Origin of the sequence: Nocardia sp. NPDC058658, assembly GCF_042716665.1 — a bacterium.
Lineage (GTDB): Bacteria > Actinomycetota > Actinomycetes > Mycobacteriales > Mycobacteriaceae > Nocardia.
Genome location: NZ_JBHXRR010000013.1, coordinates 110,844 through 135,953, shown reverse-complemented (window position 1 = coordinate 135,953; position 25,110 = coordinate 110,844). Strand labels below are relative to the sequence as shown.

The following is a 25,110-nucleotide window of genomic DNA, read 5'->3' as shown; positions in this document are numbered from 1 at the left end:
CCGGCGACCGACTGAATTGCCAGGCCGACACTCGGCGCGATGACACGCACGGCTCGCCGGGGTGACTGTCCTACTTGGCGTCGCCATAACACTGGACGACTGCGGTGGTGAACGGAAACCGGACCGGTGTCTCTCCGAAGGCGATTCGGCCCGCGGTGTCGGCGGCGTCGGCGATCGCCGCGGACACCAGCTCGGCTTCCTCGGTCGGGCAGTGCACGATGACCTCGTCGTGTTGGAAGAAGACCAGTTCCGCGCGGAGGTCGCGGAGGGCGTGGCGGATGCCTGCCAGGACCAGGAGGGCCCAGTCGGCGGCGGACCCTTGGACGACGAAGTTGCGGGTGAAGCGGCCTCGGGCGCGGGCGGCGGAGTCGATGCGGGTGTCGCGGGGTGTGTCGGAGTCGTCGGGTGTGGCCGAGAGGGGTGTGCAGGTGCGGCCGAGCCAGGTGCGTACGAGGCGGCCTTCCTCGCCTGCGTGGGCGGCGTCGTCGACGTAGGCCACTGCGGCCGGGTAGCGGCGGCGTAGGGCTGCCATGTGGGTCAGGGCGTCGCCGGAGGTCTGGCCGTAGATGGCGCCGAGGAGTGCGAGCTTGGCTTGGTCGCGGTCGCCGCCGAGTCCGCGGGCCGCCAGGTCGGCGTACAGATCTTCGCCTCGGCCCGCCACTTCCATCAGTCCGGGGTCGCGGGAGATCGCGGCGAGGACGCGGGGTTCCATTTGGGCGGCGTCGGCGACCACCAGTGTCCAGCCGGGGTCGGCGCGGATCGCTTGGCGGATGATCTTCGGAATCTGTAGTGCGCCACCACCATTGGTGGTCCATCGGCCGGATACCGTGCCGCCGGGCAGATATTCGGGTCGGAAGCGGCCGCCGTGGACCCACTGTTCGAGCCAGGACCAGCCGTGGGCGGTGTAGAGGCGGTACAGCGATTTGTAGGCCAGGAGTGGGGCGACGGCAGGGTGGTCGATCTGCTGGATTTCCCATTTTCTGGTGGAGGACAACAGGATTCCGGCGCGGCCGAAGGCCCGGATGATGTCGGCGGGCAGGTCGGGGCGGACACGCACCCCGGTTCCGAATGCTCGCGAGACCTCGTCGGCCAGTTCCGCCAGGCGGCGCGGTTCGGCTCCGCCTGGAAAGCGTTCTCCCAGCATCGAATCCAGTAGTTCGCGGTGCACATCGGCCCGCCACGGAATGCCCAGCCGGCCCATCTCGACCGCGACGAGCATTCCCGCCGATTCGGCGGCGAGCAGCAGTCGCATCCGGTCCGGGTGCTCGGTGGCAGCGGTGCGGGCGACCTGCGCGGCATAGACCGCGAGCAGGGCGGTGAACTCGTCGACACCCGGCGGCAGCGGTGCCGGGCCCGACTCGAACAGCGACGGCTGGGTTTCCACAGCCCGCAACGGCGCATCCGGGGGAACGGGCAGATTGTGTAACCGCGCCCAGCCCGCCGCCAGCGAGCGCGCCTGCCCCGACTGCCCTTCCTCGTATCCGATCAGCAGCGCCTCGGCCGCCTGCACGTCATAACACCGCTCGACGCGCACACCCGCCGCCAGCAGCACGCGGTAGATCTCCGCGGTGGACCGCCACACCCACCGCTCGACCTCGGGCCGCGACCGCACCGCCTCGACGAGCGAAACCTCATCGACCACCGGCCCGGCCGGGCGACCGTCCTGATCGAGCGGACACAGCCGAGCGCCACCATCACCCGTCTCCGCAATCACCCATCGCACTTGTCGGAGTCTGGCAGCCGGGTCCGACAGAAACGCTGGTCGATGACCAGAAGGGACTCGGCGGGTGGGAATCAGCGCCGACCAGCGTGCTCTCGATGGTCGAGCAGCACCCGACCCGGCCCGCTTCCGAGCGACGCCGGCCCGAGCCTGCCCCCGCCACGCGAGTGGTGGTCAACGAGCGTCGGCCGCGGCCAGTTCGCGACGCTCGCGCGACGGCATCGCCAAGGTCAGCCCGGCGAGAACGAAGGCCACGACAGCGATGGCGCCCATCATCATGATGCTGCCCCTGAGGCTGTGCGAGCTGAAGAACACCGTGGTCAACACCGCAAGCCCGACCGCGTTCCCCACTTGTTCGACAGTCGGCAGTACACCTGACGCCTCGGCCATCCGATCCCCGTCCAGCCCGGACAACATCATCGGCTGCAACTGCACACCGAAAACCCCGACCCCGAATCCGGCCGCGAACACCGGACCGGCGCAGAGCCACGCGTTCGCCACACCGTCGACCAGGAACAGATAGATCCCGCCCGCGCCGATACATCCGCCGAACAACGCGATCCCGCCGGCCAGCGCCCAGATATCCCACCGGGGGACCAGAATCAGCGACCCGATAGCACCGGCGCCCGCGCCCACAGCGAACAGCGTCATCACCATGCCGGTGAGCAGCGGTGAGTAGCCGAGCACGTCCTGCATGGTGATCGAAGCGGCGAATACGAACGCGGTGAACAGCCCGAAGAAGGCACCGACCAGCACCGAGCCGATCCGGAAACCGTGGTTGCCGAACAGATCGAGGCGCACGAGTGGGCTGCCGTCTCGCGCGGTGCGACTGCGCTGCTGCGCGACGAACACGGCGATCAACACGAGCCCGGCACCGATCACGGCGACGAGATCCAGCCGCCACCCGTGCTGCTGGATCTGGGCCAGCCCTGCGATGAGCGCGAACAAGCCGAGCCCGGACAGCGCAGCACCCACCAGGTCGAGTTGGTGACGACCTTCCGGGCGGCTGCGGTCCAGAAACTTCCAGGCCAGCGCGAACGCGAACAACCCGATCGGCAGGTTGATCAGAAAAACCGACCGCCATCCCCACCCGCCAATGTCGAGGGTGAGCAGCACGCCGCCGACGATCGGCCCCAGCATCCCGGCGAACCCGGCCACTCCCCCGTACAGCGCGAACACCAACGGATGACGTTCGCGCGGAAAACCAGCCGTGAGAATCGCGATCGTCTGCGCCGCCATGCCGGCCCCCGCCGCACCTTGCACAACGCGGGCGATCACCAGTTCCGTTGCGCCATCAGCCAATCCGCACCACACCGAGGCGGCGGTGAAGGCGATCACCGAGACAAGGAACATCGTGCGCCGACCGACCATCGCCCCGATCCGGGCGGCGGTGAGCAGGGTGCACGCGAAGGCCAGCGCATACCCCGAAATGACCAGCAGCTGAGCCGATCTGGACGCACCGAGGTCGGCGGTCAGGTTCGGCAGGGCGGTGTTCACGATCGTCACGTCGATCATCTGCATGAACACCGCGATCAGACAGGCACCGAACGCCAGCCACGCGCCGAGCTCGGGCGCCTTCGCGACCCTGGTGGTCTCGCTCATGACACCAACTCCATCGTGGCCCGTGGCGCCGACATCGACATCTGGGTCGGGAAACTCAGCTGCACCATCCGATGCGGCGCCGCCACCTCGAACAGCGCGACGAACGGCGGCACGACCGAGCCGACCATCTTGTCCAGCATGCCGTTCACCTGTTCGAATCCGGGCCGCAGCCGCACCTGCCAGCACGGGAACACCCCGGCCTGCCCCGCGAAGACGACCTGTTTCTCCACCCGGACCAGCAGCGGCCAGTGCACGGCGGAGGCGAGCCACACGTCGACCGATTCGATCAGTCCGTCGGCGAATTCCAGACCGCGCAGCATCGTCAGCCCACCGGCGATCGGCATCACGTTCGGCGGGAACGGGCCGGGCATGCCACCGAGTTGCAAATGCACGGTGTCGACGAAGTTCACTTCCTCGCGGGAGACCACCGTCGATCCCGAACGGGTCTGCGCGCGATAGCTTTCCGCGTGCAGCCGCCCGTCGATCCGCCCAATGCGCTGTTCGACCGTCATGACCAGTGCGCGGTCGCTCTTGCCTTCGGGGCTGGCTTCGAGTGTCGTGTGGTAGCCGCCTCGGTCGTGCACGACGACGTGCGATATCCCGAATCCGCCCGGCTGACCGGCGATGCCGACACGGTAGGTCGACTTCTCGCCGTCGGGGATCAGTGGGTCGCGAAAGATGGACGGCAGGAACTCTTCTCGGATCATGAGGTCTCCTCGGCGCTGTCGATGATGGCCTCGAATACGGACTTCATGGTGTCGAGATAGCGCCCCACCGACTCCTGTGCGATCGCGGTATCGGGGAAGATGACGCTCAGCGAGGTCCGGCCCGGGAGCCGGTTGATCCAGATGAGTGCCTCTTCCGACGCGGCGCGGTTGGCGAAGACGCCGGCGTTCATGCTGTCGAACAGTTCGTTGCCGAGGAAGTCCCTGGCGTCGATGAACGAGATCATCGGGGTGACCCAGCCCGGCTCGGCCTTGATCTCGGAATCGGCGGGCAGCAGGTCGAGCACCCGGTGAAAAGACGTGGGCGCCAACAGGAGTCCGCTGTCGTAGGCCCGCTGCGCGATCTTGAGCGCGCGGGGGATCGTGGTGCGTTCGGTCATCGGGAAGGCGACCGGAACCAGCGTCACGTACCAGCCCACCGAATTGTTCTCGGCCGCTGAGGTTCTGGTGCTGACCGGGGTCATGCCGAAGTAGTAGTCGGAACCGACCAGCTCGCGTTCGGCCAGCGCGGCCGCGGCGAACACCCCGCCGGCGAAGTCGGCGCCGTTGGCCCGGCAGACCTGTTCGAATCGGTCGGCCTCGTCCTCGTCGAACAGCACGATGCTGCGGTGGGCGCTGCGGTGGTAACCGTCGGTCTTCTTTCCCAGATCCAGGGGGAAGACCGGGAGGCGGTTGTCGTTGCCGCCCAACAGCGCGAGCCACTTCTTCACGCCCGGCGAGGACAGGCTCTGCTGGTCGCTGAAGAACCGCTCGTTGCGGCAGTAGTCGAGGTAGCTCGCCGCCGGGGCGAGCGGTTCGGCGTCGGACCACAGTTCGGCGGCGTAGAGCTGGGCCAGGTCGGCCGCGGACAGGTACTGCCCGAGGCCGTCGGTGTGCAGGTGGTCGACGGCCAGGTACACGGTGGTGGATTCGCTGTGTTCGATGGTGCCGAACGTGAAGCAATCCCATTGGAACGGACCGGGTGTCGTCTTCTCCACGTGTCGGCAGATCGCCTCCGGGTCGTCGATGTAGCCGTAGTCGACGGGGACGAACTCGACATCGGCTTCCGGCACCAGGTGGCGGCGCACCGCGCCACCGGATTCGACGGTGAACCAGGTGCGAAAGGTGTCGTGGCGCAACAGGAATGCGTGGATCGCGCGGGTGATGGCGTCGCGGTCGAGGTCGCCGGTGGGGATCTCGGCGGTCACCAGGCACAGGCCCGAGAACCGGAAGTCCGCGCCGGAGTGCCGGTCGGCCAGGCGAAGGTACTGCTCCTGCTGTAGGGAGGGTGGTGCCGGGTGGGCCGGCGCCCTGGCCGCGCGCGCGACCGAGTCCGCCGAGGCGAACCAGGTCACGAGCCGCCCGGGCGCGGGGCGCCACTCGTCGATCAAGCCGAAGTCGACCATCAGTGCGATCCCGCCATCGAAACTTCCGCCGACCGGTCGACTGTCCACTGTTCGGGCACCTCGACGGGCTCGCTCGGCGCGGCCGCCGGAAGTGGTGGTGTGACAACCGGTTCGGACGCCAGGATCAGTTCCGCGACCTTCGGCCCGGCCTGTTCCAGGCTGAACGAACGCCCCATCTGCATCGACATGAGGTCGATGCCGAGTGTCTTGGTTACCCGTGCACCGAGCTCGACCGCCATCAACGAGTCCAGGCCCAGTTCGGGCACCGGCACGGTCATGTCGATCGACTCGACCGGGACGCCCATGACGACAGCGAGTTCGTCGGCCATCTTGCGAGCGATCGCGGGGCCGCGCTTGGCTTCCTCCATCGCGGCGAGTTCCTCACGGAGTCTTGCCAATTCGGAGGTGTCCTTGGCCGAGGATCGGGCCAGGGCGGCGGTGCGGCCCGTGCGCACCAGCTGGGGGAAGGTGCCGGTCAGTTTCGCCCAGTCGGTGGGGATGATCGCCGCGTTGGTGGCGCCGAGGCGCAGGGTCTGTTCCAGGTAGGCGGTAGCGTCGGCCATGTCGATCGGGCCGAAGCCAACCAGGTCCAGATACTTTTCGGCGGTTTCGTCGGCGGCCATGCCGCCCGAGGCGCCCGCGAGGTGACCCCAGCCGACACACAGTGCGCGTTCGCCTGCGGCGGCCCAGCGCCGTGCCAGTGTTTCGACGGCGACATTGGCCGCGCAGTAGTTGTACTGGCCGTAGATGCCGTACATCGAGCCGCCCGAGGAGCACAGGACGAACATATCCAGAGTGATGCCCGCATCGGCAACGGCCTGGTGGATCACCTGCGCGCCATGGACTTTGGGGCGGTAGACCCGGTCGAGTTCACTCAACTCCATGTTGGCGAGGCGGTTGTCGGCCACCGCACCGGCGGCGTGGAACACCCCGCGCAGCGGATGTTCGTCGCTGTGCGCGCGCTCGATGATCGCGGCGACTGCGGCGGCATCGGTGACGTCGGCGTGCTCTTCGATCACCTCGATGCCGAGCGCCTCCCACGCCTCGAGCTGGCGACGAGCCGTCTCGGTGCTCGCACCGCTGCGCCCGACGAGCACCAGCCTGCGCGCACCGCGCAGGGCCAGCCAGCGACCGAGCGCCATCCCGAATCCGCCGAACCCGCCGGTGATGAGATAGCTTGCGGCGCTGTCGATGTCGAGCGGCGGCAGGTAGGGGCGTACGGGCGGTGCCGGGTCGTCCATTCGCAGCGCGACGCGGCCGACGCGCGAGGACCGCAGGGTCTCCTCGAATGCCTGGCTCACCTCGTGGGTCTCGAACATCTGGTACGGCAGCGGGGTGTAGACACCTTCGGTGACCTTCTCGAACACTCGCTGCAGCAGTGCCGACAGTCGTTGCGGGCGAACCGCGACCAGGCGGTCGAGGTCCATCGAGTAGTAGGCGAGGTTCTTGTCGAAGTTGGCCAGTTCGAGGAGGCCGCCGGTGTAGATATCGGCCTTGCCGACCTCGACGATGCGCCCGAATTCGGCTGCGGCGTTGAAGTTCTGGCGCAGGATCTCGCCGGGGGCGCTGCTGATGATCACGTCGGCGCCGACACCGCCGGTCAGGGCGAGCACGTCGTCGACGAAGTTGAGCGAGCGCGAGTTCACCGCGAAGTCCGCGCCCATGGCGAGGACGTGTTCGCGTCGCTCGGGCGAGCTGGCGGTGCCGATGATGCGGGCGCCGATCGCCTTGGCCACCTGGATGGCCGCGGTGCCGACGCCGCCCGCCGCGCCGTGGATCAGCACGGTTTCGCCGGGTTCGAGGCGGGCGAGGTCGTGCAGGGCGTATTCGGCGGTGCCGAAGGCGATGGTGCTGGTGCAGTAGCCGGGATCGGTGTCGGCGGGCACGACGACGGCCAGCGCCCGGTCGACGACGGCGAAGCGGCGCATCATGCCCTTGGACGCGACAGCGACCTTGTCGCCGACCGACACATCGGTGACCCCCGAGCCCACCCGCACCACCGTGCCCATGCCCTCCATGCCGGGCACGGTGCCGAAGTACGTCGGCGCCAGTTCGCGTTCGCCGAGCAGTCCGATGATCTTGAGCGGGTCCTTGTAGTTGAGTCCGATCACCGCCATCGCGACCTCGACCTGGCCGTCGCCGGGCTCGGGCCGAGGGCATTCACGCCATGCCACCTGCGAGAGCAACCGGGTTCGCGGCGTGTCCAGCTCGAAGTTGACCTCCGGGTCGGCGAGGGGGTGCGAGGTCTCCAGTTCCTCGATGCGCTCGGCCAGCGGCTTGGTCACCACCGGCGCCCAGCGGAGGCCGTCGCGCAGCAGTACCTCGTCGGCGTTGTCGAGCGAGAAGGCGCCCGGCACACCGAGTTCGGTGACGAGCTCGGCGATCGGGGTGCCCGGCTCGGTGTCGACGAGTCGCCAGCGCAGTGGGGTCTGCTCGTTGAGCAGCACGCGGCGGGCACCGGCGAGGGCGGCCTGGCGAGGGTCGGGTGCGGTAGCGCTATCCGGTGCCGCGCAGGCGGATTCGGTGATCAGGGTGGCGTGGACATTGCCGTCACCGAAGTGGATCTGGGGTGCGGCGCCTTCGACGGTCGGGGTCACGTATTCCGCCACCGCGACCGCGATGCGCTTGAGCGTCCACAGGTCGGCGACGTCATCGGTCCCGGCGCCGACAACGACACAGACGTGCAGGCGTTGTGCCTCTTCGGCTTTGGCCGCCGTCAGGTTCGCGACCAGATCCGTTTCCAGACTGTCTCCGGTCGGGTCGGCGAAGTACAGGCGCGAGCCGGGCATCGCGGCGGCGAGTTCACCGGAACGCGCGCTGTCGCCGAGCGCGACGATCACCGTGGACACCGTCCCGGCCTCGGCGAGTGCCGCGGGGTCGAGGGCGTCGAGTTGTTGCATCGTTTCGGTGTAGTAGAAGTCGGCCATCCGGTGCAGTGGGCTGTCGCCGGGCTTGAGCGCGCCGATCTGCAATCCGGTCAAGCGCGCGACCAGTTTTCGGTCGGCGTCGAGCAGGTCGACGTCGGCACGCAGGCGGGCTCCGGGGTCGCGCCGGGCGATGACGGTGATCTCCGCGGGGAGTTCGGCGAGCAGGCGCACCGCGTTGACCCCGACGGGCACCATGACGCCCTCGTTGATCCGTTCGTCGGCGAACAGCATTGCCGCACACTGCATCGCGGCGTCGACGACGGCCGGATGGGCCAGGTGCCGTGAGTCTTCGGCGATGGTGCCGTCGACCGTGGCCAGCACCACGTCGCGCCCGACCCGCACCGAGGTCACTCGCTGGAATGTCGGGCCGTACTGCAGGCCGGCCGAGGCGAGGCCCGCGTAGAACATCGCGGGGTCGACGTCGATACCGATGTCGATGGTGGGTAGCTCGACTTCGGTCTGTTCGTGGCTGCCGGTCAGCGTGCGCCCCGTGGAGTGCACGGTCCACGCCGTGCCGGTGGCGCTGCGCGACCTGATCATGAAGCGACCGCTGGTTTCCTCGATGCTCATCGCGACCAGCGGGACGTCGGGGGCGCCCATGATCAGCGGCGCGACGAACCGAACTCCCTCCAGCGCAACCTGTTTGCTGCCGATCCGCGACGCGGTGGCGCTCAAAGCGGCGTCCAGGTACGCGGCGCCCGGCATGATCTTGACGCCGTTCACGACATGGTCGGCCAGCCACGGCAGCAGTTCGGTGCCCACCTGCAGCAGCCACTCGGGGCGGCCTTCCACATCCGGGTCGCCGAGCATCGCGTGGCCGTCGGGGGTGCCGAGGCGGGCCTGTTCGAACAGTGGCAGCGCCGAGTGCAGGCGGGTGCGCTGCCAGGGGTAACGCGGCAGTGGCACGTGCGCGGTGGCACCGCGCGCCGAGGGGAACAGCAGTTCACGGTCGAGCACACCGGCGGCGTGCAGACCGATGAGCGTGCGCCGCAGGCTGTGTGAATCGGACTGTTCGCGGTCCAGGGTGGGGACGGTGGTGCCGTTGACATCCGCGTCGACCAGTGCTTCGCGGATATTGCCCGACAGCACCGGGTGCGGGCCGACCTCGAGGAAGATCCGGTTGCCCGCGGCGATCAAGCTGCCCACCGCGGCGAAGAACCGCACCGGCTGACGGACATTGGACCACCAGTACTCGGCGTTCCAGTCGCCTTCGGTGACGAGTTCCCCCGTCACCGAGGAGTACAGCGGCACCTTCGGCGGCTGCGGTGCCAGCTCGGCCAGCACCGCGTGCAATTCGTCGTGGATGGGGTCCATCAGTCGGCTGTGATACGGCACCTCGACACGCAGGCGGCGCGCGAATATGCCGTCTTCGGTGAGCTTTTCGGCGATCTCGTCGAGTCGGTCGACGTCGCCGGACAGGGTCAGGGAGGTGGGGCTGTTGATCGCCGCGATGTCGACGCGCGGGTCGTCGGCGATGAGGGCATCGGCCTGTTCGGTGGTCATGCCGACCGCGAGCATCCCGCCGGTGCCTGCGGTCGTGGCCTGCAAGCGCGCCCGGTGGTAAGCCACGCGCACAGCCTCGGTCAGGGACAACATTCCGCTCACGTACGCGGCCGACACCTCACCCACACTGTGCCCGACGATGGCGGCGGGGACGATGCCGTATTCGGCCAGCTCACGCACCAGACTCACCTGGACGAGGAAGTTCGCGGGCTGGGCCACCTCGGTGCTCGTGACCCGGGATTCGTCCTCGGGCTTGCGCAGTTCCTCGATGATCGACCAGCCGGCGATCGCCCGGAATTCCGCGTCGATCTCCTCGGCCGTTTCAGCGAACACCCCACCGGCCTCGAGCAGCCCGCGGGCCATCTTCCAGTGCTGGGGCCCCATCCCCGAGAACACGAACACCGGCTCGGCGGCACCGGAGGACACCGTGCGACCGGCGTCGCGACCGCTTCCCGAAGCGTATTCGTGCAGTTCATGGACGAGGTCGTCGGTGGAGCCGTCGAGGAGTACGCCGGTGCGGAACGGGTGGTGCGCCATCCGGGTCCACGCCGCTTCGGCCAGGCGATCCGGGTCGGCGCCCGCGGTGATCAGGTCGGCGAACCGGCCGGCCAACGCGCGGGCGGCACCGGTACTGCGGGCCGAGATGGGCAGGATGCCGAGGTGGCGGGGCGGTTCGGCCTGCACTTCGGGTGCGCGGTATTCCTGCAGGATCGCGTGGGCGTTGGTGCCGCCGTAGCCGAAACCGTTGACCGCCACCGACATCGGCGGGGCATCGGCGGGCATCGGCTGCGCCTCGGTCTGTACGTGCAGGCCCAGCTCGTCGAACGGGATGTCGGGGTTCGGGTTGTTCAGCCAGCCCTGCGGCGGCAGGGTGCGATGTTGCAGTGCCAGTGCGGCTTTGATCACGCTGGCCACGCCCGCGGCGGCTTCGGTGTGGCCGATCGTCGCCTTCACCGAGCCGACGCCGATGGTGCCGGTGCGGCCCGACGGTGACCCGAAAACCCGTCCGAGAGCGCGCAATTCGACCGGATCACCGACCAAGGTGCCGGTGCCGTGCGCCTCGAGGTAGGTGATCTCGTCAGCCGGGATGCCCGAGCGTTCGCACACGGTGCGGGCCAGTGCCTCCTGCGAGTCGACGTTCGGCACGGTGATCGCCGTGGTGCGCCCGTCCTGGTTCGAACCAGTCGCTTTGATCACCGCGTAGACGCGATCACCGTCGCGGACAGCGTCTTCGAGCTTCTTCAGCGCCACCATGCCCGCGCCTTCGCCGCGACCGTAACCATCGGCGGAGGCATCGAAGGATTTACAGCGTCCGTCGGTGGCGAGGAAGCCGCCCTTGCACATGAGCACGAAGGTCTCCGGCTGCAGCATCACATTGACCCCACCGGCGAGAGCGACCTTGCAGTCGTCGTTCTCCAGTGCCTGGCAGGCCAGATGCAGGGCGACCAGCGACGACGAGCACGCGGTGTCGACCGTGATCGCCGGACCGACCAGGTTCAGCGCGTAGGCGATGCGGTTGGACAGCATCGTGTAGGAGGCACTGGCCGGGGTGTGCATGTCGGTGTGGAACAGCGCCGGGCCAACCACGCCGATCACCGACTGGTCGACCACGAAGCCGCCCACGTAGACCCCGACCTGTGAACCGGCCGCGCGCCCCGCGATCCCGGCGTCGTCGAGGGCCTCCCAGGTCACCTCGAGCATCAGTCGCTGCTGTGGGTCGAGCACCGTGGCCTCGCGGGGCGATATCCCGAAGAAGTCGGGGTCGAACTCCCACGGATCGGTGGTCATGAAGGCGCCGTGTTTGGTGTAGCTGCGACCCGGCGTGCGCGGCTCGGGGTCGTAGTAGCGCCGCCAGTCCCAGCGATCGGCGGGCATCTCCACTACGCCGTCGCGTTTGTCGACGATAAAGTCCCAGAACGATTCCGGGGAATCGATTCCACCCGCGAACCGACATCCGATTCCGACAATGGCAATATCCGACACGCAATTATCCTTCGGCTCGACCGGCCAGTACACATTTGACCGTTGGTGCCAACGTAGAACTCGTCACCGTGGCGATCGTGGTGATTACCGACCTCTGGAATTTCGGACGGCAGATCGTGAATATCGCTGTGATCGGACCCAGACGGCCGGGTCACCGATCACAACAAGTTTTCGAGAATCGTTGTGACCGACCGCAACATTGCGCGGTAGCGACCGAAAAGACCATCGACTCCTGACAAGTTCGTCCCCATCGCGAGCAGTTGGGAGGCGAATGTGTTCGCCGAGTTGACACAGTGGGCAGACACCGTCGTACGGCGGCGCTATCTGGTGATCGTGGTGATGGTGACCGGATTGCTGGCACTGGGCAGCTATGGGCTCGGCCTCGGCGCGGACTTGAGTTCCAAGGGGTTCGACGATCCGTCGTCGGAATCGGTGCGCGCGGCACACGTGCGCGACAACGCGTTCGGTCGTGATCACAGCAGTGACGTGATCCTGCTGGTCCGCGCGCCCGAGGGCACCACGATCGACGATCCGGCGTTCGCCGACAAGGTCGTGGCGGGCCTGAACGCGCTGCCGCAGCGGTTCCCCGACCAGATCGATCGGGTCAACGGCGCGTACTGGCCGACCGATACCGGGGTGGCGCTGCCCGATGTGTTCGGTTCGCCCGAACGGGATTACGCGTTCGCCTCGGTCGCGATCAGTGGCCTCGATCCCACCGAACAGGGCCGCAACTATCGAAAGATCGCCGAGGAGTTCGTGATTCCCGGGGTCGAGGTCGAGCTGGCCGGCGGGCAGCCGGTGGCGGCCGCGTTGAACGACACCATGGTTCAGGATCAGCGGCGGGTGGAGTTGTTCGCCATCCCCGCCGTCGCGGTGCTGTTGTTCTTCCTGTTCGGTGGCGTCGTGGCCGCGGCGCTGCCGTTGATCGTCGGCGGGCTCACCATGCTCGGTGCCTGGGGGCTGTTGCGCTGCCTCACCGCCGTCACCGAGGTGAACTCCTTTGTCTCCCCCGTTGTTTCGATGATCGGGCTCGGCCTGGCGATCGACTACGGGCTGTTCGTATTGAGCCGCTTCCGCGAGGAGCTCGCCGACGGTCGATCCGTCGACGACGCGGTCCGGCGGTCGGTCACCACCGCGGGGCGCACCGTGCTGTTCTCGGCACTGATCGTCGTGGTCGCGGCGGCCGGGATTCTGGTATTCCCGCAGGGCTTCCTGCGCTCGTTCGCCTACGGCGCCATCATCACCATTTCGCTGGCCGCGTTCACCTCGATCACCCTGCTGCCCGCCATGCTGGCCGTACTGGGCAGGCGGGTGGACTGGCTCGGTGTCGATTGGTTCCGCAAGCCGGTCGCGAGTGACCGTGTCGCCGACAACGCGTGGGGCCGGTTCGCCGCCGGGGTCATGAAACGTCCACTGATGGTGGCGATTCCGATCTGTCTGGGCCTGCTGCTGCTCATCGTCCCGATCCAGCACCTCGCCTTCGGCTCCATCAATGAGCGCTTCCTCCCGCCGGATCACCCGACGCGGCTGGCCCAACAGCATTTCGACGAACTGTTCCCGCTCCGCCAGATCGACCCGATCGACCTGGTCATCGTCACGTTCGACCCCAAGACCGCCGACACCGTCCGCGCCGACGCCAATCAGGCCCCCGGCCTGGCCGCGCCGTTCGCCGAACCGATGCAGTCGCCGTTCCAACCGCAGGTGCTCACCACCCACACCGTGCTCGACAGCTCCGACAACGCCGAGGCGACCATCGACTATCTGCGTTCGATGCCGTTGCCGTCCGGCACGACGCTGATGGTCGGCGGTATGCCCGCGGTGGAGAAGGACAGTATCGACGCCCTGGTCGAGCGGATGCCGCTGATGATCCTGTTCGTCTTCCTGGCCAGCACGCTGCTGATGGCGCTCACGTTCGGTTCGCTGGTGCTGCCGCTCAAGGCGGCCGCGCTGAACCTGCTCGGACTCGGCGCCACGCTGGGCGTGCTCACCTGGGTCTTCATCGACGGGCACGGCGCGGAACTGTTCGGCTTCACCCCGCAACCGATCATGTCGCTGGTCCTGGTGGTGATCGTGTCGGTGGTCTACGGGCTCTCGACCGACTACGAGGTCTTCCTGATGTCGCGCATCGTCGAAGCCAAGGCCGCGGGCGCGTCCACCACCGAGGCCGTGCAGGCCGGGATCGCCCGCACCGGCCGCATCATTACCGCCGCCGCGCTGATCCTGCTGGTGGTGACCGGCGCGTTCGCGCTGTCGGATCTGCTGATGATGCAGTACATCGCCTTCGGCATGGTGACCGCGTTGTTCATCGACGCCACCATCCTGCGCATGCTGCTGGTGCCCGCGTCCATGCGGCTGCTCGGGGACGCCTGCTGGTGGGCGCCCGGGTGGTTGAAACGCCTGCAGCCCGAACCCGAAACCCTCGCCCACTCGACACCTTCCGGAGCTGCTCCGACGCCAGTCCGCGGCGACCGGGACTGAATCCGCGGAGTACCACCATGAATGTCCGCAGCGGCACCGTCGATGTGCCCGCCGCCCCCACCACCTCGCTGCCCGCCTTCGCGTGGCGCGAGGTGTCGATTGTCGCGGCCGTGGCGGCGACCCTGTTCCTGGCCAGGATCGACCGCTACCTCATCGGCGGCGACGAGCTGTATTTCCTTGCGGCAGGGCGACATCCGTCGGTGAGCTATGCCGACCAGGGCCCGCTGGTTCCGCTGCTGGCGGCGCTGTCGGACCACCTCGCTCCGGGTTCCACCCTCGTGCTGCGGTTGCCCGCGCTGCTGTTCACCGTGCTGGCGATCGTGCTCAGCGCGGTGATGGCCAGGGAGTTCGGTGGCGGTCGGCTCCCGCAGACCGTCGCCGCGATCGCCTACGCGACCACGCCCATGGCGGTGATGCAGTCGGCCATGCTGAGTACCTTCGCCGTCGACATCACCCTGACGGCGGTGATCGCGTGGCTGCTGATCCGCTGGGTGCGCACACGCGAGGACTACCTGCTGGCGGCCGCGGGTTTCGTCGCCGCCGTGGACTTTCAGGTCAAATGGCTGATCCCGATCATCTGGGCCGTGCTCGCCTTCGGGTTCATGGTGTTCGGGCCGCGAGAGATGCTGCGTCGGCCCGCCTGGTGGGTGGGCTCGGGATTGCTCGCCGGGTCGGCGATGCCGATTCTGTGGTGGCAGCACGCCAACGGCTGGCCGCAGCTGTCCATGGGCGCGATCGTGCGCGACGAACAACTGGCCACCGCCGGACTGCTCTCGGTGCCGTGGACGATGGTGCAGGTCACCGGGGCGGGCGGGCTGCTGTTGCTCGTCGGCATGTGGGCAGGACTGCGGGCCGAGCGGTTCCGGCCGTATTACTTCCTGATCCCGATGATCGCGCTCGGATTGGGTGCGGTCGTGCTGTTCGGTTTGCGTCCGTACTTCGTCGCCGGCGCCTTCCCCGGCCTGTTCGCGGCGGGCGCGGTGTATCTGGCCGACCGGGGGTTCAGCCGACGCGGCGCGATCATCGGCGGTGGCTTCGGCGTCTTCACGGCCGCGATCTGCGTCGGCCTCGTTGTCGTGCTGCCGCTGCCGGAGTCGAAGTTGCGGCAGTCCACCGACGACTACTCGCAGATCCACTCGCGCAGTGTGCTTTTCGGGCCGAGCGGCTGGGACGGCCTGGTCAACACCGTGGCCGACACCTACCACCGAATCCCGCCGCAGCAGCGCCGAGGCCTGGTGATCGTGACCCAGAACTATTGGCAGGCAGCGGCTCTCGACGAGTTCGCGCGTGACACCGACCTGCCCGCGGTCTTCAGCCCCAACCGCGGCTACGGCTACTTCGGCACCCCACCCGACAGCGCGACGACGGTGCTCTACGTCGGCGTCGACGACCCCGGCACCGCGCTGCGCACCCGATTCGCACAGACGACCCTGCTCACCGACATCGACGAACCGCTCGGCTTTCCCGGCGTGAATCGCGGTGTCGCGGTGTGGCTCTGCGAGGGACCGACCGAACCGTGGTCGGCCCTGTGGCCCGATGCCCTGGAGCTGCGGCTCGTCGACGGGACGAGCCGCCATGGGCGATAGCGACAACACAGCAGTGAACGGAGACAAGACAGTGGTGAATTCGATGGTGCGGCGGTTGACGCTCGCGGTGACGCTGGCCGCCACCGGCGTGCCCGTCGTCGCGACGGCGCAGGCCGCCCCTGACCTGGTCGCCGCCAGGGCCATGGCGGCGGCACTCCCGGCGCCGAACGGCTCGTTCGCGGTCGCGGCGGCGGCGAACGGTCCGGGCAAGGTGATCGACCTGACCGTGCACTCGGCGGCGATGAACCGCCCGGTCACCGTCGCGGTCATTCCCGCCGCCGACCCCGAAGCGCCGACGGGCTCGCTGTATCTGATCAACGGGGTCGACGGTGGCACCGACACCCCCGACTGGCGCGAAGGCAGCAACTGGTTCACCAAGACCGACGCCGTCGACTTCTTCGCCGCGAAACAGGCGAACATCGTCATGCCGATCGGCGGTGCGGGCACCTTCTACACCGACTGGCAGGTCGACGACCCCGGCACCGGACGCAACCGCTGGCTGACCTTCCTCACCACCGAACTGCCGCCGATCATCGACTCCGCGTTCAACGGCACCGGCCGCGATGCGGTCGCCGGACTCTCGATGGCCAGCTCGGCGGTCTTTCGCATGGCACAGGAAGCGCCACAACGGTTTCGGATGGTCGGCTCGTTCAGCGGTTGCATCCAGACCAGCAACCCGGCGGGCCAAGCCATGGTGGCCTCGATCGTCACCGCGCGGCGCGGCAACCCGCTGAACATGTGGGGCCCACCCACCGATCCGGCCTGGGCCACCAATGACGCGGCGCTCAACGCCGAGAAGCTGCGCGGTGTGCAGGTGTACGTGAGCACCGGAAACGGCCTGCCCGGTCCGCTGGACACCCTGAGCGGACCTGGCATCAAGAACAGCCCGATGAAGTTGATCGATCAGATGGTCATCGGCGGCATTCTCGACGGGATCACCGTGGTGTGCACCGCGTTGCTGCGCGATCGGCTCGCCGCGCTGAACATCCCGGCGACCTTCGATTTCCGCCCGGCGGGCACCCATTCCTGGGGTTACTGGGAGCAGGACATGCACACCTACTGGGAACGAGTCGCAGGCCTGCTCGTCGGGTAGACACACGAAAATCGGGTGTATCGCGGCCAAGCCGAGCCGCGATACACCCGATTTCTGTCTCCTCCGCTATCGCTTACAGCGAACCACCACCTCCGATCAGCCACGGGTTGAACGTGCACGCCAGGTTCGGGTTCTGGATCGGGTCGAGCGCCCGCAGAGCGATCGACAGCGCACGCGGCGAGTACATCATCGTCAGGTGATCCGAGATGTCCTGCTCGCAACCCTGCTGCAGCAGCACGTTGTTGACCGTCGAGCCGGGGCCCTGGTCGAGGAACGTCAGCTCGTACGGGTTGGTCACCTCGTCGTAGCGCGTGCCGACAACGGTGTAGTCGACACCGGGAACGGTGTCACCGTTGGCGTTGAGCTTCTTGACGAAGTCCGAACCGACGGTCTGCTGGATACCCGCGTGGCCGACGAAGATCTCGACCGGACCGAGCACATCGATACCCAGGTTGTTGACCATGCGGCCCAGCGAACCGATGCCGTCGAGGGTGGTGCCGTGGTGCGTGGCACCGAAGGTGATCAGGTTCTTCACCTTGTCCGCGCCGCCCTCGAACTTGGTGTACCAGTTCGCCATCGAACCACCCTGCGAGTGCGCGAGAATGTCGACTTCCTCGGCGCCGGTCGCCGCGAGCACGCGGTCGATGAACGTCGCGGTCTGCTTGGCCGAGTCCTGGATGTAACCGGTACCCATGACACCGGGCAGGAACGAGCCGAGCCCGCCGCCTTCGACCATGCTGGAACGGCCGTAGTTGAAGGTGAAGGTGCAGTAGCCGGCGTCCTTGATCGGCTGACCCATGTAGGCGTAGCCGTTGTAGGCGTTCATCCAGGTGCCGTGCAGCAGCACCACCGGGCGGGGGTGCGCCTCGGTCGGCTTGCAACCCCAGTCGTTGGTGCCGGGGGCACCCGCGTCCGGGTTGAGCAGGCCGTAACCGAACGCGGGCAGGAACGCCGTCGAGGCGGGCCCGATCGCGCCGGGATCCGAGGAGTAGCCGCCCGAGGAACCCGAGCTGGAACCCGAACCGCCGAGGCAGTCACCGGAGCCGTTGCCCGAGCCCGCGCCACTTCCGGAGGTGCAGGCAGAACCCGTGCCGCCGAGCCCGCCGTCGGTGCCCCACGCCACATCGCGGCCCTGGTAGATGATCTCGGCCAGCGCCTGTTCAGTTGGCTCGGTCTGTGGGTCGGCCGACGCCCCCGTCCCGGAGAGGGCGACAGCCATAATACTGGCGCCCATCAGTACTGCCGCACGCACAAAGCGTGTGCGGCCACGAGTTATGGTCATGCAAGGTCTGCCTTTCCGAAAGCGAAAAAGAATCAGCTCGTAAGCCGCACCGAAGATAAGCCGGGACAACCGGCACGGAAATCACTTCCGGTCAGGTGTGTACAGCTCACCAAGCCACTGTTCGGGGCCCCATGGTGGCGCACAGGAAATATTATTCACCGCCCCTTATCGGCGTATCGCCAATGTTTCGAGGCCATTCCGGATGCCGCATCCGGATCACATGACGCCGCGTATTTCACTGTGCCGGACCATGATCCACACCGATCAGTTGACGGAATTTCCCCTCGTGGCCACCCAGGTGGCGATCTGTGCCCGATTGGCCGAATCCAGCTTGGTCAAGATATTGCCGACGTGGGTGTCGGCGGTCCGCGGCGCGATCACCAGCCGCGCGGCGATCTCCTTGTTCGTCAGACCGCTCGCCACCAGTTCCGCCACCTCGTACTCGCGCCGGGTCAGCGGCGCGATATTCGGCGAACGGTCGGGGCAGGGCGAACACTGGAGTTCGAGCGCGAGCGCGACCGCCTCTTCCAGTGCCATCGCGTGCCCGATGTCGAACGCGGCCGTGAACGCCGCCGCGCCCATCGCCGCTGTCGTCGCGTCGCGGAACAGGGTGTGGGGGTAGACCAGAATGATCCGCGGGTCGGTGCCGAGCCGTTTCCACGCGGCCGCCGCGACGCCGAACAGTGTTGCCGCACGGTCGTGTTGATTGCGCGCGGACGCGACCCAGGCCAGCGTTTCGATGTGATAGGCGTCGCCGAACGTATTGCCCCAACGGCGGGTGAGCGTCAGGGCGGTACGGGCGGAGTCTTCGGCAGCGTCGGGGTGTCCGATCAGCACCTCGATCAGGCTGATCGTGAACAACGTCATTGCCTGGTAGTAGTAATCACCCTGTGCGGCACAGACTTTCACCAGGTCGCGCAGTTCCGGCAGCCGGTGCTGTGGATCCGATGACGCGGTCGCCAGCGCGAACGTGTTGCGTGCGAACACCGTCTCACGCAGTCCGCTGTCGGCGGGCAGCATGTGCAGCCCCGTACCGGCCAGCCGCGCCGCCGCGACATTGTCGAGTTCGATCTTCGCCATGCCAGACCGCACGATGAGCGTCCGCGCGAGCGCGAGCGGGTCTGTGCCCGCGGCGGTTTCGGCCTCGCCGAGTTCACGGTAGGCGCGCTTGCTATCGGTCAACCACACCGAGTGCGCCGCCATGGTCGACCACCCGCGCGCCGCGTGCGGGGAATCCGGCACCAGACTCAGCGCCCGCTCCAGCCAGGTGCGCGCCTCGTGGTTGGCCCCGATCATCGTCCAGAATTCCTCGACGCACGAGGCCATCTCCAGTGCGGTGCCCGGCTCACCGACGGTCGCCAGTGACCATTCCATCGCCCTGCGCAGATCGCGGTGCGCCAACTGCAGACGCCGGACCAGTTCGTACTGGCGCGGGCCGAGGAACTCCCGGTCCGCCAGCAGGAGCAGTTCGCGGAACCAGTCCCGGTGCCGCCGGGCTACGGCGTCGGAGAGCCGCGCGGCGGCGAGTTGCTCGGCGCCGAATTCGCGCACGGCCTGCAGCAGCCGGAAGTGCACCACCTCGTCGCCACGGCTCTCGAGGATCGACTTGTCCACCAGCGAGTCCACGAGTTCCATCACGGGTACCCCGAAATCCGTACCCGCACAGACATATTCGGCGGCTTCGAGCTCGAACCAGTCTTGGAAGACCGACAGACACGCCCACACCCGGCGTTCGTCGTCGTCACACAGGTGGTAGCTCCAGTCCACAGCCGCGCGCAGGGTCTGGTGCCGATCGGGCAGGCCGTGCGACCAGGCCGTCGACAGCGCGAGCCCGCCGGGCCAGCGCGCGAGCACCTGGCCGGGCGAGAGCGAACGCAGCCGGGCGGCCGCCAATTCGATGGCAAGGGGGATGCCGTCGAGCAGCCTGCACAGCCGCGCCACATCGGCCGCGTTCGCGGCGGTGATCCGGAAGTCGGGCCGGACCGCGCGGGCCCGGTCCAGCAGCAACCGCACCGACGGATATTCGGCGATACGCGCGGGGTCGTCGTCGCCCGGCGCGGGGACGGCCAGCGCGGGCATGCGGAACACCTGCTCACCGGCGATGCTGAGGGTCTGTCTGCTGGTGGCGAGCACGGTCACGCCGGGACAGTGCGCGAGAATCCGCGCGACCAGCTCGGCACAGCCGTCGAGGAGGTGTTCGCAGTTGTCGAGAACGAGCAGGGGCGCCGTGCGCGCGAGATGGTCGAGGACGCGTTCGACGGTCGCTTCCCCGGTACCGACCCGCAGCCCGAGCTCGGCGGCCACGGCGGCCGCGACCTCGTCGTGCTGTCGGAGCCCGGCCAGCTCCACGAAGAAGACACCGCTGTCGTAGTCGGCGATCCGTTCCCCGGCCACACGCCGCGCCAGCCGCGTCTTGCCGAGCCCGCCTGCCCCGGTGACCGAGACCAGCGCACCGAGATCGAGCAGGTCGCGCACGGTCTCGATCTCGGCGTCACGGCCGAGATAGCTGGTCGCCACGGGGTCGAGCGTGTTTCGCACCATCTATCGCTTCGGGTCCGGCCGGTCGAGGCGAGAGCTGCGCCCCGTCCGGCTCACGGGTGTGCTGGGTCACAGGCGATAGTACTGCGCACCAACGAAACGGTGACCGAACTGGCGATCAGCCCAGTGCGGCCGCCTTCTCGTTGTGTTCGACCCTGGTCCACGCGGCATCGGTGCACAGCCCGCAGGTCGCTCCGACGAAGCGGGCGCGCGCTGCCGCGTCGTCGAGCAATTGGTAGCGCAGCCAGTCGGTCATCACGTCGACGTACTTTCGGCCCTCGAGATGGCCCGCACCGCCCAGTTCGGCGAAAATCGCGGGCACCTGGCCTGCCTTGTCGAACAGCGGCTTCACGATGCGGTCGGCGTCGACGATCCGATCCGCGCCACCGGCGAGGAACAAGGTGGGCCCGAGAATGTCGCCGGGGACCGCGAGTGGGCCGGGTTGCAGCGCCAGCACCGTGCGCACCATGTCGTCGGCGCCGGCGTTGATCGCGCCCGCGCCACCCTGGGAATGTCCGGCGGCCGCGACGGCGTCGGTCGCGATCTTCCCGTAGTAGACGCTGTCGGATTGATCGTTTCGCCGCAGGAGTTCGCGGCCGCCGACGAGCATCTCCGCGCCCGAATTCGCCATTGTCGTGTTCGCGGCGACGACGACGAAGCCCGCCGCCGCCCAGTGTTCGAGCAGCCATTGCTCGTAGTAGCCCGGACCGACTCCGGTGCCGTTGCCCCAGATCACCACGGGGTGGCGGGTCGTGCCGAGGTCGGTGGGCCGGTACACGGTGTGGTCGGTCCATTTGTCGATCGTCACCGCGGCCGAGGCCGGCACGTCGGAACCGCTGCTGCCGGGCAGGAGCGGCCCGTTGCGCAGGATCACCGAGGCCGAGGGGTTCGCCGTCGCGGGCGCCGCTGCCAGCACACCCGCCAGCGAGACGGCGGCGACCGCGAGGCACGGGAGGAGCCGGACGTTACCGCTCACCTCGCTTGTCCTTCGACCGGCATGCCCGCCACGACCAGCGCCGAGCGCAGATACCAGAGGTCGGGGCACCGTTTGGCGTCCAAGCCGGTCAGGGTCGCGATGCGCCGAATTCGGTAATCCACGGTATTGGTGTGCAGGTGCAGCATGCGCGCGGTTTTGCGGCGGTTCAGATCATTGGCGACATGGCAGCGCAGGGTTTCCAGCAATTCGGGATGAACTTCGAGCGGTTCGAGCAGGGTACGCAGATATTCGCGGGCCGGACCTGGGCGGCTGAGTTGATATTCGAGGGCGAAATCGCTGAATCGATGGACCCCGCCGACCCGGCCGATCCGCCGCACGATCTCGAGCAGTTCGTGCGCGCATTCGGCCGCGCCGGGAATATCGTCGAGCGCCGCGCGCACCACCGTGACGGTGAGCTGACGGCCCGAGGCACGCGCCAGCGCGGCGGCCACGGTGTCGATGTGCTCGTCGGGCCGGTCGTCGGTCGGTATCAACACGGTGCCGCCCTGGGCCGAGAGCGCCGCGAGCGCGTCCCCGTCGCACGCCCGATCGAGCTCGAGGCGCAGCCGGGTGACCGCTCGCCGGGACCGCACCCGCTCGTCGAGTCCGTCGTCGGTCGGCTCCGCGCCGATGTCGATCGCGAGCACCCAGTACTCGGCGGCCAGCACCACCCCGCAGTCACGGGCGACGATCCGGGAGCGGCTGCCCACGATCAGCTGTTCGGCGAGATTGTCCCTGGCGTGGCCACCGTGGCCGGACAACTCGAGGGCGTAGCGCAGATAGGCGCCCGCGATCGCGGTGGAAACCCGGCCGAGCAGATCGACGAGCTCCGGCGGCCGGATATCGCCGATCGGTTCGAGAATCACCCGCACGCATCGGTGCACGGTGTCGAGGATGGTGTCGACCGAGATGCCGTCGCGCGCCCATTCCACCGCGCGATGTTCGAACTGCGCGATCGCCGCGTCCGCGGTCTGGTCGGTGCGCAGCGCGGCGACCAGTTCCACACACAGACCCGCTATCGGCGCGACCTCGTGTCTGCGAACGGTGCCCGGCCCGTGATCGGCGGTTCCGGCCAGCCGCACCACCCGATCGAGCTCGGACTCCCGCACCACGCACATCGTCTCCGGCCTGCTCAGCAGGGCGATACCGGACTGTCGTCTATCGGTCATTGGCCGCTCCTCACGCGCTTCGAACCGCGCTCCAGCGTGCCGCGTGCCTCACTGTGCGGGCATCGGTAGAACTGCGTATATCTGGTCTGTATCGCGCGCCCAGTTCACCCGTGGGTGTCCCGCCGAGCGGCCGCGTCGGCCAGGCCGACGTGGGCGTTCGCGTCGGCGGAGGTTCCCGTCGATGCCGGTTCGATGTCGGCGAGTAGCGCGGAGGGAATGAGGACGATGGCGCGCACGCCGCCGTAGTCGGACTCGTTCAACCGGACCGAGATGCCGTGCGCGGCTGCCAGTCGCGCGACGACGAACAAGCCCATCCGCGAGTCCCGGGCCAGCGCACTGAGACCGGACCCCGTCGGGGTGGAGAGCATTTCGTTGTAGCTGTCGAACTCGGGCTCGGTGAGCCCGATCCCCTGATCGCAGACTTCCACCACCGTGCCCTTGCCGACGATCCCGCCGCTGATCTCGACTCGCGCTTCCGGTGGCGAGAACGCGGTGGCGTTGTCGACCAGTTCGGCGATCAGGTGGACCAGGTCGGCCACCACCGAACCGATCACCGCGATGTCGGGCAGCCCGGCGAGGCGGACCCTGGTGTATTCGGTGGTCTCCCCCACCGCGCTGCGCACGACATCGATGATCGGAATCGGTTGGCGCCATTGCCTTCCCGGCCTGCTGCCACCCAGGATCAGCAGATTCTCGGCGTTGCGTCGCTCACGGGTCGCCAGATGGTCGAGGCGGAAGAAGACGTCGAGCAGTTCGGGGTCCTGCTGGCCGCGTTCGGCATCGTCGAGGATCTCGAGCTGGCGGTGCGCGAGGACCTGGCTGCGGTGGGCGATATTGACGAACACCGTTTCCACACTGTCGCGCAACCGGGCTTCGTCGACCGCCGCGGTCAGGGCAACGGCCGCCGCGTGCTCGAAAGCCTGTGCCACCTCGCCTATCTCATCGCGCCCGAAGTCCAGTGTCGGCGCGGCCCCCTCTGCCTCGGAGTGCGCTTTCGCCAGGCGAATCGCGTTCGGCAACCGCTCCTCGGCGATGACGAGGGTCGCCGCGCGTAAGCGCCGCAGCCGCCGAATGATCCGGTCGGCCAACACCACCGCGATCAACAACGCCACCACACTGCCGATCAGGACGATCCCCCCGGTCACCAGGCCCGACCGCTCGGCACGTTGGGCGACTTCGGCGGCGCTCACACCGGCGTAGTCGTGTTGACCGGCGTACGCGGCGAACAGACCACCGACAACATTGTCGGCAACCTGCTGCCATTCGAGAATCGCCATCGGCATTTCGGCATTGACCGAAGAGGCACGCGAGGCGAAGCGCTCGTTGACCGCCGTTTCCATCGCCGAGAGTCGCCGCCACGAATCGCTGTCCATCAGATCGCGCAGCACCTGTTTCTGCGGTGCACCGACTTCGGCCGCCAGATTCCTGATCTCGGCGTGATAGAAACCGACCTGTGTGGTGAATTCGTCGAGTGGGAACGCGCTGCCCTGCGAACTGACCAGAGCCAGGGCGACAGCGTTGCTTCGCGACATCGCCTCGGTGGCACTCAACAGCCGAACCGCCTCGGACACCCTGGTCGCGAGAATCGGGTCCGGCGCGGAAAGCTGTGCGCGGCGGAATCCGTCACCGAACATCGCGTACGGCGCGTTGAAGAACGCGTAGACGTCGGCGACCGAGACTTTACGCGCGTCGACCCCGGCCCGCAGCGCGGTGATGGCTTCCCCGAATTTCGCCCGCTGGGCGGGCAGCTCGGCCGAACGCTCATGGCGCGTGGCATCGGCTTCGACGAGTTGCTCGAAGGCCCGGTCGACGCGCACCCGCACCGCGGCGAGCCCGGCGATCGCCTCGTTGCCGGTCAACTGGCGCAGGGTGAGCAACCGCTCGGCTTGCGTGGCAGCCAATGCCTCCGTGGCGGCCGGGCGTATTCGTTCCAGATCGTCGATCCAGTTTCGGATCCGATAACTGTCACGAACCAGATTTCCCGCCGTCAACATTCCGAGGAACAGCAGGGTGAGACTGGGGACGAGAGCGATCGCCAGAATGCGGGTGCGAACGCCGAGCCGAGCTGAGAGCATCGGCTCAACCTAGGTCCACGCCGCGAATTCGACTCGCACTCCGCCATCTGTTGTGCGCGAAACACACG

Annotated in this window: 13 protein-coding genes; 3 read left to right on the top strand and 10 right to left on the bottom strand. The window is 68.0% G+C overall.

Annotated elements, in window-relative coordinates; translation table 11 throughout:
• Positions 1–70: 70 nt before the first annotated feature.
• The 5 genes from ACFWUP_RS19790 to ACFWUP_RS19770 form a co-directional block, all read right to left on the bottom strand.
• Complete coding sequence (locus tag ACFWUP_RS19790; protein ID WP_379236255.1) at positions 71–1,723, bottom strand: bifunctional 3'-5' exonuclease/DNA polymerase; 1,653 nt, start codon at positions 1,721–1,723, stop codon at positions 71–73.
• Positions 1,724–1,894: 171 nt separating this feature from the next.
• On the bottom strand, positions 1,895–3,322 hold the full coding sequence (locus ACFWUP_RS19785; protein ID WP_379236253.1) for an MFS transporter: 1,428 nt from the start codon (positions 3,320–3,322) through the stop codon (positions 1,895–1,897).
• Positions 3,319–4,029 (bottom strand): hypothetical protein, encoded by a 711-nt coding sequence (locus ACFWUP_RS19780; protein WP_379236251.1) that lies wholly within the window; start codon positions 4,027–4,029, stop codon positions 3,319–3,321. The genes ACFWUP_RS19785 and ACFWUP_RS19780 overlap by 4 nt, the downstream gene beginning before the upstream one ends.
• On the bottom strand, positions 4,026–5,480 hold the full coding sequence (locus ACFWUP_RS19775) for a condensation domain-containing protein (RefSeq protein ID WP_379236249.1): 1,455 nt from the start codon (positions 5,478–5,480) through the stop codon (positions 4,026–4,028). The genes ACFWUP_RS19780 and ACFWUP_RS19775 overlap by 4 nt, the downstream gene beginning before the upstream one ends.
• Positions 5,432–11,845: a type I polyketide synthase gene (locus ACFWUP_RS19770; protein ID WP_379236247.1), complete on the bottom strand. Its 6,414-nt coding sequence runs from the start codon at positions 11,843–11,845 to the stop codon at positions 5,432–5,434. Before ACFWUP_RS19770 ends, ACFWUP_RS19775 begins: the two co-directional genes overlap by 49 nt.
• A 273-nt stretch (positions 11,846–12,118) precedes the next feature.
• On the opposite strand from ACFWUP_RS19770, the gene ACFWUP_RS19765 reads away from it, so the two are divergent.
• The 3 genes from ACFWUP_RS19765 to ACFWUP_RS19755 are packed head-to-tail and all read left to right on the top strand — an operon-like array spanning position 12,119 to position 17,002.
• Positions 12,119–14,323, top strand: coding sequence for an MMPL family transporter (locus tag ACFWUP_RS19765; protein WP_379236245.1), 2,205 nt, complete (start codon positions 12,119–12,121; stop codon positions 14,321–14,323).
• Between the two features lie 17 nt (positions 14,324–14,340).
• Positions 14,341–15,909, top strand: a complete 1,569-nt coding sequence (locus ACFWUP_RS19760) for an ArnT family glycosyltransferase (RefSeq protein ID WP_379236243.1) — start codon at positions 14,341–14,343, stop codon at positions 15,907–15,909.
• Positions 15,899–17,002, top strand: a complete 1,104-nt coding sequence (locus tag ACFWUP_RS19755) for an alpha/beta hydrolase (RefSeq protein ID WP_379236241.1) — start codon at positions 15,899–15,901, stop codon at positions 17,000–17,002. Before ACFWUP_RS19760 ends, ACFWUP_RS19755 begins: the two co-directional genes overlap by 11 nt.
• Before the next feature lie 73 nt (positions 17,003–17,075).
• Here the strand turns inward: ACFWUP_RS19755 and ACFWUP_RS19750 are convergent, their stop codons facing one another.
• From ACFWUP_RS19750 to ACFWUP_RS19730, 5 genes are all read right to left on the bottom strand, one after another.
• Positions 17,076–18,236, bottom strand: coding sequence for an esterase/lipase family protein (locus ACFWUP_RS19750; protein ID WP_379236239.1), 1,161 nt, complete (start codon positions 18,234–18,236; stop codon positions 17,076–17,078).
• Positions 18,237–18,548: 312 nt separating this feature from the next.
• Positions 18,549–20,801 carry an ATP-binding protein gene (locus ACFWUP_RS19745; RefSeq protein WP_379236237.1) on the bottom strand — a complete coding sequence of 751 codons (2,253 nt, stop codon included), beginning with the start codon at positions 20,799–20,801 and terminating at the stop codon, positions 18,549–18,551.
• 139 nt (positions 20,802–20,940) lie between these two features.
• The gene (locus tag ACFWUP_RS19740) at positions 20,941–21,798 is read right to left on the bottom strand and encodes an acetylxylan esterase (protein ID WP_379236235.1); all 858 of its coding nucleotides are present in this window, start codon (positions 21,796–21,798) and stop codon (positions 20,941–20,943) included.
• Entirely contained in the window at positions 21,795–22,967 is a 1,173-nt protein-coding gene (locus tag ACFWUP_RS19735) for a PucR family transcriptional regulator (RefSeq protein WP_379236233.1), read from the bottom strand. Before ACFWUP_RS19735 ends, ACFWUP_RS19740 begins: the two co-directional genes overlap by 4 nt.
• Before the next feature lie 104 nt (positions 22,968–23,071).
• Entirely contained in the window at positions 23,072–25,042 is a 1,971-nt protein-coding gene (locus tag ACFWUP_RS19730; RefSeq protein WP_379236231.1) for a nitrate- and nitrite sensing domain-containing protein, read from the bottom strand.
• Positions 25,043–25,110 lie beyond the last annotated feature (68 nt).

Bases quoted from the DNA above. Each gene is read 5' to 3' on its own strand.
- ACFWUP_RS19750 (WP_379236239.1), bottom strand. From the start codon at position 18,236: ATGGGCGCCAGTATTATGGCTGTCGCCCTCTCCGGGACGGGGGCGTCG.
- ACFWUP_RS19785 (WP_379236253.1), bottom strand. From the start codon at position 3,322: ATGAGCGAGACCACCAGGGTCGCGAAGGCGCCCGAGCTCGGCGCGTGG.
- ACFWUP_RS19730 (WP_379236231.1), bottom strand. From the start codon at position 25,042: ATGCTCTCAGCTCGGCTCGGCGTTCGCACCCGCATTCTGGCGATCGCT.
- ACFWUP_RS19780 (WP_379236251.1), bottom strand. From the start codon at position 4,029: ATGATCCGAGAAGAGTTCCTGCCGTCCATCTTTCGCGACCCACTGATC.
- ACFWUP_RS19760 (WP_379236243.1), top strand. From the start codon at position 14,341: ATGAATGTCCGCAGCGGCACCGTCGATGTGCCCGCCGCCCCCACCACC.
- ACFWUP_RS19735 (WP_379236233.1), bottom strand. From the start codon at position 22,967: ATGACCGATAGACGACAGTCCGGTATCGCCCTGCTGAGCAGGCCGGAG.
- ACFWUP_RS19755 (WP_379236241.1), top strand. From the start codon at position 15,899: ATGGGCGATAGCGACAACACAGCAGTGAACGGAGACAAGACAGTGGTG.